Origin of the sequence: Vibrio zhugei, assembly GCF_003716875.1 — a bacterium.
GTDB classification, from domain to species: Bacteria; Pseudomonadota; Gammaproteobacteria; order Enterobacterales; family Vibrionaceae; genus Vibrio; species Vibrio zhugei.
The window spans coordinates 823494-836609 of record NZ_CP033077.1; the positions used below are offsets into that span (position 1 = coordinate 823494).

Sequence of the window (13116 nt, forward strand, 5' to 3'; positions counted from 1 at the left end):
TTTTTGCGAGATATTGTGGCGAGAGTGTTAGAAAATGAGGATTACAATGTGATATTTGTCACATTATTGTTTAACGCGTTATATGTTCTGCACTTCTAGCCGCTATATATACTGTGCGTAGTTATCTATTCTCATCATCAATTATGAGTGAAAACGACTAAGTATAAGTATAAATATAAAACAATAATGAATCCCCCAAGGAGCATAAAGATGCAACTTACCTTGAAGAGAAAAATGGTTTTCTCTGTTGTCATCGCGATAACGTTAACAACAGGAGCCTTATTAGCCGCGGGTTATCAGTCTTTTAAGAACGAGACATGGCAATATATTGAGAGCGAAAGTTTGAATACGCTGACTGCCCATGCCAAAGGAATTGGTGATTGGATAGAGACCAAGCAAGCGTCCATTCATGGCCTCGCCCGAGAAATTACTGCCAATCCACAAGCTGATGTCGTTCCTTTTTTACGTCAAGCCTATACATCAGGTTCGTTTGGCCTAACGTATTATGGCCAAGAAAATGGCGACATGCACCGACAAGATCCATCGCTGAATAAAGCCGGATACGATCCACGGGTTCGTGGCTGGTACAAATTAGCGAAAGCTGAGGGCAAAGCGGTGACGACGAAGCCTTATGTCAGCGTCACCATGCAAGCGTTGGTTGTGACGTTAGCGGAACCTGTGATGGAAAATGGTCAACTTGTGGGGGTGGCGGCATCGAATTTGGCGCTTGATAAAATTATTAGGGATGTATTGTCGATAAAAGCCCCCGGTAACGGTTACGCTATTTTGGTGAGTGATAATGGCACGATTGTGGCTCATCCTAAAAAGGATATGATTCTTAAGAATATCACCGATATTTCTCCTCAGTTAACAATGACTAAACTGTCTCAAGCTGTAAGAGGCCAAGAGCAACTGGCTGCAAATATTGATGGTCGCTCTTCTGTCTTGATGGCGAGTGATATTGCGAATACGGATTGGAATCTCGTCATGGTGATGGACAAATCGGTATTAGAGCAACCTTTGCACAAAATGTTGATCACGCAACTATTGATCGGTCTGGGTATTTTGGTTGTCATGGGAATTATCACGTCGTTGTTTGTCTCCATGCAGCTGCGCGGATTAATTAACATTACGAATGCCTTGACGGATATTGCTGAAGGTGACGGTGATTTAACTCGACGTCTAGAAGTGACGAGTTCTGATGAGGTTGGCATTCTTGCGGACAAATTCAATAAGTTCATTGGGCGCTTGCACGGTATGGTCGTCAATGTGAAGAAAGTGAGTACCCACCTTAATGAAGGAGCCAATAGTTCTGCAGAAGCCGCTAATCAGCGCAGTCAACGTATTCAGCGTCAGCAGGATGAGATTACCATGGTGGCGACTGCCGTGACAGAAATGGCCTCGGCCACGTCCGAGATTGCAGGCAATGCGGACAATACGGCGAGCAATGCCAACCAATCGGTTGAGCTTGGCGCACAAAGCTATCAGCAAATGCAACAAAGTAAGCAGTCGATTGATCAACTGGCTAAAGAGTTAACCAGCGCTGTCTCGATCATTGGTGAGCTTGAAGAAAACGCGAATGAAATCTCGACAATTTTATCAACCATCCGTGGTATTGCTGAACAAACCAACTTGTTAGCATTGAATGCTGCGATTGAAGCGGCGCGCGCTGGCGAACAGGGCCGTGGGTTCGCAGTTGTGGCCGATGAGGTGCGAGTGCTTTCACAGCGCACCCATGCGTCTACTGAAGAAATTCAAACCAAAATCGCCGGCCTACAAAATGTGACTAAGAATGCCGTGACGGTCATGACTGATAGTCATAACTTGGTTGAAACCAGTGTGGATGATGTCAATCAAACCGCGGAAAGCTTGCAAGCGATTAGCGATGCCATTCGCAATATTAGCGATATGGCGACGCAAATTGCCTCTGCCGCTGAAGAGCAATCACTTGTAACGTCGGACATCAATGAGAATACAGAGTCGGTTCGTGAAGTGAGTGAGCAGTTGGCTGCGGATGCGCTAGACGCCGTTGAGAAAGCCAAAGAGCTGCATGATATGGCAAATCAGCTAGAACAAGAAATTTCTCGCTTTAAGTTGTAATAAGGCACTGCCTGGATTTTGATTGAGCAAAAAGAGCACCTTTGGTGCTCTTTTTTATTTATCTAGCGCGTGGTTTTTGTTGTTATTGAGCACATCGACATTTTCACAATCCGATGTTTTTTCTGTAAAAGTGAGGGCATAGCGGCTTTTCATCGTGGCAAGGAAGCGCTACCATGAACGCTCATTGATATTCTATTTTTTTATTCTCAGGGCGGGGCGCAATTCCCCACCGGTGGTAGGCCGCAAGGTAAGCCCACGAGCGCTCGATACGTCGAGGTCAGCAGATCTGGTCAAAGTCCAGAGCCGACGGTCATAGTCCGGATGAGAGAGAATGATAAACAGACTGCATGTCGCTTTCGGGCGATGTGCGGCTTTTGCTTTTTGTCCCTCTATGCCCTGATTCTGGTATTCGTTAGGAGCTTAACCATGAATCAGTCATCATTACTTGCCGATTTCGGCGATTCCATTACTCGCGTTGATAATGCACTAGACGCATTACGACAAGGGCGAGGCGTATTACTTTTAGACGATGAGCATCGTGAAAATGAAGGCGATCTTATCTATTCGGTTGATCATTTAACGGATGCACAAATGGCACTCATGATACGTGAATGCAGTGGCATTGTGTGTATTTGCATGAGTGATGAGCATGCGACAAAGCTCAAGTTAACGCCAATGGTCGCGGTCAATGACAGCGCCAATCAAACCGCATTCACCATTTCGATAGAAGCCAAGCACGGTGTTACCACAGGGGTGTCTGCGAAAGACCGAGTGACGACGATCAAGGCCGCTGGGCGTTTAGACGCACAACCTGAAGATTTATGTCATCCTGGACATGTGTTTCCATTGAGAGCGAGAGCTGGTGGTGTTATGACGCGTCGTGGGCATACAGAAGGAACGGTCGACTTAATGCAAATGGCGGGGTTGTCTCCATTCGGGGTGCTTTGTGAAGTCACCAATGAGGACGGCACCATGGCGACAACGCCTGAGATCGTTCAATTTGGCCGTAAGCATGACATGCCCGTCCTGACGATTGACGATTTGGTTTCTTATCGACAACAAAAAATGGCTCAGCTTGCTTAGTCTTTGCGCCGATGCACCGAGTTTGTCTGCCCCATATTGAGCTCACATTTACACTGTAAAAAAGAAAAAGAGCGGCATATATGTCGCTCTTTTCTCAAGAGAACGCTCATCACTGTGCGTGTTCTGAGGTCTCCACTGGAAGCGTTACTTTCACGTAGCGCCCCGGAGCAGGCATTAAACTTGGGTATTGTTCTGAGCCTGTAGGGTAAGGTGCCACTTTCTCTTCTGCTTCATATTGTGCTACCCAGTTGTTCCAGTGTGTCCACCAAGAACCGTCTTCATGCGACGCTTCAGTCAACCATGTGTCCGGGTCGTCACTTAACGTTTCATTCAGCCAAAAACCGTATTTATTTTTCGCTGGATGATTGACTATCCCTGCGATATGACCGGATTGTCCTAACACAAAGGTTTTTTGACCACCAATATGTAGGGCGCCTTTATAGGTCCCTTGCCATAAAGCGATGTGATCTTCTTTCGTAGAAATAAAGTAGCTTGGAATATTGATTTTCTTCAAATCAATCCAAACGCCACCAATTTTCACGCCCTTGTTTTGTACTAACTTATTATTGAGGTAGAGCTCTTGTAACATGAATTTGCTGGTTGCGGCACTCAGGTTGGTGCCATCACTGTTCCAGTAAAGCAGATCGAAATCCACTGGATCATTCCCTTTAAGGTAATGTTCGACGTAGTAATTCCAGTACAGTGAATTTTCTCTCAACAAGCTGAACGTTACGTTCATGAGCCTTCCATCCATGTAGCCGCGCAGATCATTTTGAATTTCAACCGCATCGATAATCGGTTTATTGATGTATACACCGATGTCGCCGGGTTGTTGGAAATCGAGGATAGTGGTGAGGAACGTCGCTGACTTGATGCGTTTTTTCATCCGTTTAGCCGCGTAGTAGGCAATGGTCGAAGCTAAAATCGTTCCGCCGATACAATACCCAATCGCGTTAATTTGTTCTTTGCCAGTGATGTCTTCAATGGCACTGACGGCTTTGGTGACCCCTTCGGTCACGTAATCACCAAATTCCACATCGCGCTGTGCAACACCAGGGTTTCTCCACGACATCATAAATACCGTGTGCCCTTGTTCGACAAGCCAGCGAACCATTGAATTCTTTTCTCTTAAATCGAGAATATAGTATTTATTGATGTAAGGCGGGACGATAAGCAGAGGGGTCGCATTAACCTGTTCTGTCATCGGTTTATATTGAATCAGTTCAAACAGATCGTTGCGATAGACAACATCACCGGGGGTTGTGGCGATGTCTTGTCCAATACGAAATGCCTTCTGATTCGTCATGCGAATTTTTAAAATTTCTGCACTTGATTCTACATCTTCTTTTAATTGTTCTAACCCTGTCATGAGGTTGGCACCATTCTTATCGATGGTGAGCTGTCGTAATTCAGGATTGGTGGCAATGAAATTGGAGGGGGACAGTGCATTAATGGTTTGTCTAGAAAAAAACATTAAGCGTTCTTTGGCTTTTTCATCCAAACCTTCGACTGATTCGATGGCCTCTAAATACGTTTTACTAAACAAAATATACGATTGTTTAATAAAATTAGACACCACATCCGATTGCCAAGCTTCGTCAGCAAAACGTTTATCTCCTTTTTCTGGTTCAACACAGCTTGTGTTGCTCGGATCAAGAAAGATATTTTGCCAAATTTCTAACTGTTTCTCCCACCATTGAGATTGTAACTTTACAATGGCTTGAGGTTGGTTGGCTGCCTGCTCTAGCAGTTTCGCTGTATCATCGAAGTTGATTTCTCGTAACGCGTTGTTGACCGGTGAATTCAGTGCTTGTTTGTTCGCCTCCCAATTTTTCCACCAATGGGCATTGGCTTCTTGGACTTTAACCAAGTACTCCGAAAAGAAGTTTTGATACATGTTGAGACTCCTGTCTTCAGAAAATACGCCGTCTGCCTGACAGCGACGGCGTGGACTCTAGCTTAGTTGAGAATGGCTTAGTTAGCTGGAGTCACTGTTTTCATGTTTTCTGTCGAAAGTTTGTCAAAGTCATCTTTAAACTCTTTCGCGATCGCTTGGAGTTTATTGCTGTCTTCTACCATCTGTTGAGACAGTTTTGAGAAAGCGCTCATTTGCTCACTGTTGAACTGGGTCAACGTAGTGACATCTTTAACTTCACTGGCCGCTTTCACTTGGCTCAATCCCATTTCACTGTATGTTTTGATGGCATTGAGTTGCATTTCTGTCAACGTTTCTACATTTTTTGCCATTAATTTGTTGAATTTAACGTATGGTTCAAGCCCTTTTTCTGCTTGATCGGTAAATGTTTTAAAGAATTCGGTATACATTGATACTCTCCTAATTGTGGGTGATTTTGTCCGTTACTGTACTAGATCGATTTGACGATCACTGCTGTGCCCATGCCTCCACCGACACACAATGACGCCACACCATACTGACTTGCGCGTTTGCGCATTTCATGAACCAGACTAACCAAAATACGGTTGCCTGATGCTCCTAATGGGTGTCCTAATGCGATTGCACCTCCGTTTACATTGGCCTTTTCTACAATAGTGGATGTGGATATTTGATGTGTCTCAGCAAGCTGTTTTATGACGCCTAACGCTTGTGCGGCAAACGCTTCATTGAGTTCGAATAGATCGATGTTGCTGAGTTGAAGTTGTGCCTTATTTAGGGCTTTTGTGACGGCACCAACTGGGCCTAATCCCATGACTTTCGGATCGACCCCGTGTTGAGCATAACTCACAACTTCGACAAGAGGCGTCAGTTGATATTGCTGTACTGCTGACTGGGACGCGAGCAAGATAGCTCTGGCCCCATCATTGATGCCGGAGGCATTGCCTGCGGTTACACTCCCTTCTTTATCAAACGCAGGACGCAATTTTGATAAGCTTTCTTGTGAGGTATTCGCTTTTGGGTATTCATCCGTATCAAAGAGGATGGTGTCTCGACGTTGCTTGATCTCAACTGGGGTAATTTCTTCCTGAAACTTGCCAGCTTCAATCGCGGCGACCGCTTTACGTTGACTCTCGGCCGCGAATGCATCTTGTTCTGAGCGAGAGATACCCACTTCTTTGGCGATATTCTCTGCGGTAAGCCCCATATGATATTGATTGAATACATCCGTTAAACCGTCATTAATCATTAAGTCGGTCAGTTGTGTGTGTCCCATTTTGTGTCCATTGCGAATAGAGCCAGAGACGGCATAAGGAATGGCTGACATCACCTCAACGCCACCCGCAATCACAACTTGTGCATCTCCACTACGGATATGGGAAATGCCATCCATCACCGCCTTCATACCGCTACCGCAGACCATGTTGACCGTATAAGCGGGTACCGTAACGGGAAGGCCTGCGTTGAGCGCATTTTGGCGACCAATATTCATTCCTTGGCCTGCACCGATGACGTTGCCCATGATCACTTCATCTATTTGTTCGCCATTCAGCTTTGATTCATCGAGTAGCGCACGAATAGGGCAAGCACCAAGTTCACCTGCAGGGACGTTTTTTAATGAGCCACCAAAAGATCCAAGAGCGGTCCGTTTGGCGGCAACAATAAAAACTTTTTCCATGATGATATTCCTTAATGCATGTGTAAGCCGCCGTTGATGGACAGTGTTTCACCTGTGATGTAAGCGCCTGAATCGCCGACCAGATACGAGACTGCACCTGCAATATCTTCTGGTGTTGCGAGACGTTTCATCGGAATTTGCGCTTTGATAGAATCCAGTACTTCATCGCGCATTTTTGACACCATCGGGGTGGCCGTATAGCCAGGAGCGACCGCATTCACTGTGACGCCAGCTCTGGCGCCTTCTAATGCCAATGCTTTGGTAAAACCGATCATGCCAGCTTTTGCTGCGGAGTAATTGGTTTGGCCAAACTGGCCTTTAATACCATTGACGGAGGTGATGTTCACGATACGCCCACTGCCTCTTTCCAACATGGATGGAAATAACGGATGGGTGACATTGAAGACACTATTTAAATTCGTATTGATAACGGCATTCCAGTCGGCTGCAGTCATTTTTTTAAATACCGCATCTCGTGTGATGCCAGCGGCATTCACAATGACGTCTATGTGCCGCTCTTCTTCCAACAGTTTGGACAGCACTTCTTCGCAATGTTCAGTTTTGGTGACATCTAACTCTAATAAGCGCAGTTCGTCATCGCAGAATCCTTGTTCTTTTACCCAGTTCTTCGCTTGCTCATCTGTATCGTTTAAATAAGTTCCGATAACTTTAAATCCATCTTTGATTAATTGCGTAGTGATGGCAGACCCAATTCCGCCTGAAGCGCCTGTAATTAAAGCGACTTTTTTCATAAAAGAGACTCCGTTCAATATCGATTATCTGGTGATAAAAAGATGACGACACATATGTCATTCAGGTTTAAAAACATGTAATAGTTCACCCTCGGCGAAAAAACATATGTCATATATGCCGAACCATTAATACTAGTTATTACATTTATTTAAAATTATGACACTACTCTAAAATATATAAAGAATACGATATATTTCAAATTGATGGTTTGATTTATCTTGTTTTAGTTTACTATATTGATTGTATTAATTATTTAAGTATATGTTTTTAAATTATTTTAGTTTTCTTTGTGGCTTATTAATTTTTTGTTATTTACATTATTTTCGTTTTTAATTAAGTTTGTTTTTTATAACTAAAAAGTAGATTTTAAAATCACCATTAATGATTTTTTGCGTGAATTAATGGCTAAGTGTCTTTTTATTATGAATTATTAACATTTAAGAGAATTTAATATTATTTTTTTGAATATATCATTGTATATAACTGCCCATTAATTTATGAAAAGAAAAAATAGGTTGACTTTAAAATTCTTTTTGAACAATATATTAATTTGATACATTGCTAATATAGTATGATTCGCTTTGCTTTTTTTCACGTTGGTGATCTGATTAGAATGGGGTTATAACCAAATATAATTTGAAATATGTGATATTTAATCTGTGAATGATAACCCACATCAAACTGTCGAGGCGAAACATGTGGCATGTTTGATGTCATCTAAGGATTTTTTCGTTAGGGTATGATTGTCTCACGATGCGTTGGTTGTGTTTCCTACCTCTAATGAGCTATTTATTAAAAATGGCTATATAACGGGTTTTTTGTCTGTTTTTAACCTGATAATATAGCGCACAAAAAACGAACTATGATGTGAGTAGATGAAAGAAAGCTTAGTTATTTCAATATCTTCTATTGGTGGTACCAAGCATTTTCATGTTGGAAAATGGTATCGTCATTTCTGGAAAGGCTTTGGCTACCTCTTTGTTTTTGCGCTCCTGACATTAGCTGGCGTCATCTACTATTTATCCAGTGAGGTGGATTTTGCCAAACACAAACAAAAAGAATTGGAAACACAGTCTCTTTCTTTAAATGAAGAGGTCTCTTCGCTGAAAGCATTACAAGACCAACTGCAAAATGATGTATTGGAGCGTGAAGAGAAAATACAAATTGTTTCCGATAGATTGGGTGATTTGGAGAAAGTACTCGGTGTCGATGATACCGAGCAAGCGGATATAGAAGAGCGCTTGGATATCGCTGCTATTACCTCTTTTGTGCGTGTCATTATGCTCAACTCTATACCGAGTGGGCATCCTGTGAAACAGGGGCGTATGTCTTCAGGGTACGGAAAGCGTGTTCACCCGATAACAGGAAAAGTAAAGTTTCATCGCGGACAGGACTTCGCAGTCAGTCGTGGTACGCCGATATACGCGACAGCCGATGGCGTTGTTGAAGTGACTCGCCCGAGCCATGAAGGAGCGGGTAATTATATGCGTCTTCAGCATGGCTTTGGTTTTACCAGTTCGTATTCACATATGAGTCGCTTCAAGCTACGTATGGGCGACTTTGTCAGAAAAGGAGAGATGATAGGGTACTCGGGTAATACGGGTCTATCATCGGGTCCACACCTACACTATGAAGTGAGATTTGTTGGACGTTCGCTCAATCCCAAACCATTTGTTGAGTGGGGGTTGAATAATTTCGATACGATATTTACGAAAATAAAAGGTATAAGATGGGAATCTTTAGTCAACAACATAGAACAAAGAGCCAGCGCTCAGTTACAACTCTCATTGCAAAAGGATGTTCAATTAACGGACAACTCAAAGTAGAGAATAACATGCAAGTTGACGGTGAAATTGATGGACAGACCCATGTGGATAAAAAATTAGTCATCAGTGAAAGCGGATCCATCAAAGGAGATGTCTACGCTGAGCATTTTATTGTTAATGGCCGATTCAATGGCATTTGCTATGCAGATAAAGTCGAAATACTCAGTAAAGGTGATGTTGAAGGCACCATTTATAGTGACGATTTAAGCATTGAAGCTGGTGGGCGCTTTAAAGGGGTTACAGCATCGGCGCCAGAGAAGCCAGTGGTGGATCTCTGTGATATTAAAGACACTCAAAAAAACTCTGCTGAACGTAACAAAGCTCAGCAGAGTGGCGAGTAAGTTTACCTAGTGATCATGCCCAGCGTTAATATCCGGCGATATTTGGCGCTTCAAGTTGTGAAAAGTATTTTACAGTTTTCACTTTTAGTTCTTGGGTGGCAGGTTCATCGCAAATGATGATGGCCTTATTGTGTAATTGTAACGCCGATACCGTCCACATATGGTTCACGGAACCTTCCACTGCAGCTTGTAGCGCCAACGCTTTATTGTGGCCCACTACTAAGGTCATGACTTCTTCTGCATCAAGTAACGTGCCTACACCAATAGTGAGCGCGTATTTAGGCACTTGATTGATATCCCCATCAAAAAATCGTGAGTTAGCGATCCTCGTGTCTTCTGTCAGTGTCTTAATGCGAGTTCGGGAAGATAATGACGAGGCTGGTTCGTTAAAAGCGATGTGCCCGTCTGTTCCTACGCCTCCCATGAAGAGGTGGATTTTTCCGTAAGAGGCAATTTTCTGTTCATAACGTGCACATTCCGCATCGTGATCGTCGGTTGACCCGTTTAATAAATTGATATTGCTCTCTTGAATATCAATGTGGTTAAAAAAGTTGTCATACATAAACGAACGATAAGACTGAGAGTGCTCTGCTGGTAAACCAACGTATTCATCCATATTAAATGTCACAACATGTTTAAAACTTACTTTTCCTTGCTTACAACGAGCGATTAATGCTTTATAGGTTGCGAGAGGTGTCCCTCCTGTCGGTAGACCTAGAACAAAAGGACGCATTTCATTCGGGTTAAAAGCATTAATGCGGCGCACAATATGGTCAGCCGCCCATTCTCCAACTTGCGTTGCGTTATGTAATGGAATCAGTCTCATAACATTGACCTCAATAGTCTTTAATCATATATTTTTTATTGTAAAATAAGTTAGCTTTATTAGCGAGATTTTTTGCTTAATAACGCGTTTTTTTATGATTTTTATACGTCAAGTCTTATTAATACTGTATCTTTATTTATATAGTAAAAAAAGTATTCTGGTTTGTGACCCTTGTTGTCTGATCTTTTGACCCCCATACTCAGTGTAAACTCAACTGAGGATTCGATCAGATGAAAAATGAAATTGAACAAACCAAAATACTGCATGCTTACGAAAACATTATGAAGCATGGTAAACCAACAGAATTTGGCAAAATTTACGAAGGGATCGAAGCCTACTCTGATTACGATGGATATAGCGTGTATTTAAGAGGAAGCGGGGTGGAGCTATCTGTTGGGTTTCATAATACGTACAATCTTGATTATCAGAGTGAACATCAAAAAGAGGACTTTTTGAAGAAGATTGATGCGATTGTAGCCTTATAGATAGCTGTATTGATAGAAAAAACCTTACCTGTGAGAAGGTAAGGTTTTTTATTGAATGTGAGCGATGGGGTTTTAGCTTAGCTCGCTTCTTGGTCTGAGACCATCGAGTCGTTGTCCGCATCTGTATCCACGTAATCGCTGACATCATCATCCGGCTTATTGTGGCCATGCAGCGTGTGAAAACGTTTGCGACCTCTAGCTAGGCGTGTGTATTTAAGCCACACTTTTTCTAGCTTAGTTTGAGCGAGTTCAGGCTGTTGCAACACATTCAGAAATTGAGTTTCTTCTGGGTTCTCTGCCGTCAGTGTACCTTGCTCTAAACCCAGCATTGTTTCACCATAAATGGTTAGGAGATTTTCCTCCGTTAAGGTAAAGTCTCCCGATTTTGCGAAACCACGAGAGAATTTCTTGTTGTCGTAAAATCGTTTTTTTCCTTGACGAAATGTAGTATCTAACATATCAGCCTCATTCATGCATGCTATTGATGTATACCATTGCTTAAGGCGAAAATTAGGCGTAATTTTGTCAAAAGGAAAACAAATTTTTTTTATTGTTGTGATTAAAAGTGTTGATTAATCAGATTAACTAAGCGTTGAGATTGTCTATGGATGTCAAAGTGTTTCGCACTTTCTTAGAATTAGCGAAGGTTCGCCATTTTGGCCGAGCGGCTGAGAACTTATATCTAACCCAAGCTGCGGTGAGCGCTCGCATTAAACAATTAGAAAGTTTTTTTGATACTCAGTTATTTACTCGTGATCGTAACAACATTAAGTTGACCTCGGCTGGCGAAAGATTGATCGGTTACGCGGAAGTCATGGTGAATACGTTGCAGCAAGCGAAGTATGAGTTATCACTCGAAGGTGACAAAGCGTTACAGCTGACAATGAGTGGTACGCCAAATATCTGGGATGGCTACTTGCAGCATTGCTTGAGCCGAGTGACCGATGCCTTTGAAGGCTATGGTTTCATTGCCGAGTTGATGTCTCGCGAGCATCTCATTCGACAATTATCGGAACGTACGTTGGATATGGCGTTCGCCTTTGATCCGATCAAAAGTGATGAATTGGAATGTAAGCAAGTCGCTGAAATGCTACTGGTTTTGGTATCGACTCAGCCGCAACCTTTGGACGAGGTGTTTTCTCATCATTATGTGTATGTGGACTGGGGAGCGCGCTTTGCGTCCGAGCATGCACAGCGACATCCCAATGTACCGGCTCCATATCTACGTACGTCAACCGCTCGGATTGCCTTAGATTTCATCTTAGAGAAATCGGGGGCGGCTTACTTACCGGTTTCGGTTGTTGCGCCTTTCTTAGCGACTGAACAGTTGTACGTGGTGGAAGGTGTCGATGATTGGCTGCGGCCTGTATTTTTGAGTTACCGAAAAAATAGTTCATCGCTGGCCGCGATCCAGCAAGTTGAGCAGTTAGTGAAAAGTATTGATCCCTTTACGGCTTATAGCTTGAAAAAGGCGAGTGCATACGAGAAGGAGAGACAAGCCTAGTGCTTGTCTCTTATTGTCTCTATAAGGTGCGCTGGTTATTTTTTCGCGGCTAACGAATTATCCATTGCACATTTGCCGCCGCCACTGATGAGAAGTGAAATCGAGACAGCAAAAAGCGCAAGCGCGTATTCAAATCCGCCATTGGAGAGAAACAGTCCGTGCTCAATATGGACACTAAAGATAGCCACAAGCATTGTGAAAGCCGTGATTGCTGCCGCTGGTCGTGTCATTAAACCTATCAGCAACAACAAACCGCCGAAGAACTCTCCACTGCCTGCCAGTGTTGCCATTAGCATGCCCGGTTCTAACCCCATTGATGCCATAAATTTGCTCGTACCTTCCAGTCCGTAACCGCCAAACCAGCCAAAAAGTTTTTGGCTGCCATGAGCCATAAAAATGATCCCAGCAGGGACGCGAAGTGCTAAAGGTGCAAAGTTTTGATGGGAAGTAGATAGTCGTTTTATCAGGCTCATAGGTGTCATTCCATTTGTTATCAATCAGACGCAAAATGCGTGTAGGAACTCAGTCTATGAGATTCTTAATTTATTAATAACAAGGTAATTCCGACATACTTGTTCAATTTTTTAGAACATGAATTTTTGTGGGTAATGCTGATAATGACTATC

Annotated in this window: 13 protein-coding genes and 1 riboswitch; of the genes, 6 read left to right on the forward strand and 7 right to left on the reverse strand. The window is 43.0% G+C overall.

Annotation, left to right across the window (positions count from 1 at the left end):
- Window positions 1-210 precede the first annotated feature (210 nt).
- Both EAE30_RS03770 and ribB read left to right on the forward strand, forming a co-directional pair.
- Window positions 211-2100, forward strand: a complete 1890-nt coding sequence (locus EAE30_RS03770; RefSeq protein WP_123014741.1) for a methyl-accepting chemotaxis protein — start codon at window positions 211-213, stop codon at window positions 2098-2100.
- A 198-nt stretch (window positions 2101-2298) separates the two neighbouring features.
- Window positions 2299-2437: riboswitch (FMN riboswitch) on the forward strand.
- Window positions 2438-2526: 89 nt separating this feature from the next.
- Complete coding sequence (gene ribB, locus EAE30_RS03775; protein WP_123014742.1) at window positions 2527-3183, forward strand: 3,4-dihydroxy-2-butanone-4-phosphate synthase; 657 nt, start codon at window positions 2527-2529, stop codon at window positions 3181-3183.
- 109 nt (window positions 3184-3292) lie between these two features.
- On the opposite strand, the gene phaC is transcribed toward ribB, so the two are convergent.
- From phaC to EAE30_RS03795, 4 genes are all read right to left on the reverse strand, one after another.
- The gene (phaC, locus tag EAE30_RS03780) at window positions 3293-5080 is read right to left on the reverse strand and encodes a class I poly(R)-hydroxyalkanoic acid synthase (RefSeq protein WP_123014743.1); all 1788 of its coding nucleotides are present in this window, start codon (window positions 5078-5080) and stop codon (window positions 3293-3295) included.
- 77 nt (window positions 5081-5157) lie between these two features.
- Window positions 5158-5508, reverse strand: a complete 351-nt coding sequence (locus EAE30_RS03785; protein WP_123014744.1) for a phasin family protein — start codon at window positions 5506-5508, stop codon at window positions 5158-5160.
- Between the two features lie 41 nt (window positions 5509-5549).
- Window positions 5550-6755 (reverse strand): acetyl-CoA C-acetyltransferase, encoded by a 1206-nt coding sequence (locus EAE30_RS03790; protein WP_123014745.1) that lies wholly within the window; start codon window positions 6753-6755, stop codon window positions 5550-5552.
- Between the two features lie 11 nt (window positions 6756-6766).
- A complete protein-coding gene (locus EAE30_RS03795; RefSeq protein ID WP_123014746.1) occupies window positions 6767-7507 on the reverse strand; it encodes an SDR family oxidoreductase in 741 nt (246 codons plus the stop codon).
- 876 nt (window positions 7508-8383) lie between these two features.
- Between EAE30_RS03795 and EAE30_RS03800 the strand changes: the two genes are divergently transcribed.
- Together EAE30_RS03800 and EAE30_RS03805 are read left to right on the forward strand one after the other, a co-directional pair.
- A complete protein-coding gene (locus EAE30_RS03800) occupies window positions 8384-9334 on the forward strand; it encodes a M23 family metallopeptidase (RefSeq protein ID WP_123014747.1) in 951 nt (316 codons plus the stop codon).
- A gap of 8 nt (window positions 9335-9342) precedes the next feature.
- Window positions 9343-9675: a bactofilin family protein gene (locus EAE30_RS03805; RefSeq protein WP_241967531.1), complete on the forward strand. Its 333-nt coding sequence runs from the start codon at window positions 9343-9345 to the stop codon at window positions 9673-9675.
- Between the two features lie 25 nt (window positions 9676-9700).
- Here the strand turns inward: EAE30_RS03805 and nagB are convergent, their stop codons facing one another.
- Window positions 9701-10501 carry a glucosamine-6-phosphate deaminase gene (gene nagB, locus EAE30_RS03810; RefSeq protein ID WP_123014749.1) on the reverse strand — a complete coding sequence of 267 codons (801 nt, stop codon included), beginning with the start codon at window positions 10499-10501 and terminating at the stop codon, window positions 9701-9703.
- Between the two features lie 230 nt (window positions 10502-10731).
- Between nagB and EAE30_RS03815 the strand changes: the two genes are divergently transcribed.
- The gene (locus EAE30_RS03815; RefSeq protein ID WP_123014750.1) at window positions 10732-10986 is read left to right on the forward strand and encodes a DUF3081 domain-containing protein; all 255 of its coding nucleotides are present in this window, start codon (window positions 10732-10734) and stop codon (window positions 10984-10986) included.
- Between the two features lie 77 nt (window positions 10987-11063).
- Here EAE30_RS03815 and EAE30_RS03820 read toward each other — a convergent pair whose 3' ends face one another.
- Window positions 11064-11444, reverse strand: coding sequence for a MaoP family protein (locus tag EAE30_RS03820; protein WP_123014751.1), 381 nt, complete (start codon window positions 11442-11444; stop codon window positions 11064-11066).
- Window positions 11445-11590: 146 nt separating this feature from the next.
- Here EAE30_RS03820 and EAE30_RS03825 point away from each other — a divergent pair, with 146 nt between their 5' ends.
- Entirely contained in the window at window positions 11591-12490 is a 900-nt protein-coding gene (locus EAE30_RS03825) for a LysR family transcriptional regulator (RefSeq protein ID WP_123014752.1), read from the forward strand.
- A 35-nt stretch (window positions 12491-12525) separates the two neighbouring features.
- Here EAE30_RS03825 and EAE30_RS03830 read toward each other — a convergent pair whose 3' ends face one another.
- Window positions 12526-12963: a DoxX family protein gene (locus EAE30_RS03830; protein WP_123014753.1), complete on the reverse strand. Its 438-nt coding sequence runs from the start codon at window positions 12961-12963 to the stop codon at window positions 12526-12528.
- Window positions 12964-13116 lie beyond the last annotated feature (153 nt).

Bases quoted from the DNA above. Each gene is read 5' to 3' on its own strand.
- EAE30_RS03770 (WP_123014741.1), top strand. From the start codon at position 211: ATGCAACTTACCTTGAAGAGAAAAATGGTTTTCTCTGTTGTCATCGCG.
- ribB (WP_123014742.1), top strand. From the start codon at position 2,527: ATGAATCAGTCATCATTACTTGCCGATTTCGGCGATTCCATTACTCGC.
- phaC (WP_123014743.1), bottom strand. From the start codon at position 5,080: ATGTATCAAAACTTCTTTTCGGAGTACTTGGTTAAAGTCCAAGAAGCC.
- EAE30_RS03785 (WP_123014744.1), bottom strand. From the start codon at position 5,508: ATGTATACCGAATTCTTTAAAACATTTACCGATCAAGCAGAAAAAGGG.
- EAE30_RS03790 (WP_123014745.1), bottom strand. From the start codon at position 6,755: ATGGAAAAAGTTTTTATTGTTGCCGCCAAACGGACCGCTCTTGGATCT.
- EAE30_RS03795 (WP_123014746.1), bottom strand. From the start codon at position 7,507: ATGAAAAAAGTCGCTTTAATTACAGGCGCTTCAGGCGGAATTGGGTCT.
- EAE30_RS03800 (WP_123014747.1), top strand. From the start codon at position 8,384: ATGAAAGAAAGCTTAGTTATTTCAATATCTTCTATTGGTGGTACCAAG.
- EAE30_RS03805 (WP_241967531.1), top strand. From the start codon at position 9,343: ATGCAAGTTGACGGTGAAATTGATGGACAGACCCATGTGGATAAAAAA.
- nagB (WP_123014749.1), bottom strand. From the start codon at position 10,501: ATGAGACTGATTCCATTACATAACGCAACGCAAGTTGGAGAATGGGCG.
- EAE30_RS03815 (WP_123014750.1), top strand. From the start codon at position 10,732: ATGAAAAATGAAATTGAACAAACCAAAATACTGCATGCTTACGAAAAC.
- EAE30_RS03820 (WP_123014751.1), bottom strand. From the start codon at position 11,444: ATGTTAGATACTACATTTCGTCAAGGAAAAAAACGATTTTACGACAAC.
- EAE30_RS03825 (WP_123014752.1), top strand. From the start codon at position 11,591: ATGGATGTCAAAGTGTTTCGCACTTTCTTAGAATTAGCGAAGGTTCGC.
- EAE30_RS03830 (WP_123014753.1), bottom strand. From the start codon at position 12,963: ATGAGCCTGATAAAACGACTATCTACTTCCCATCAAAACTTTGCACCT.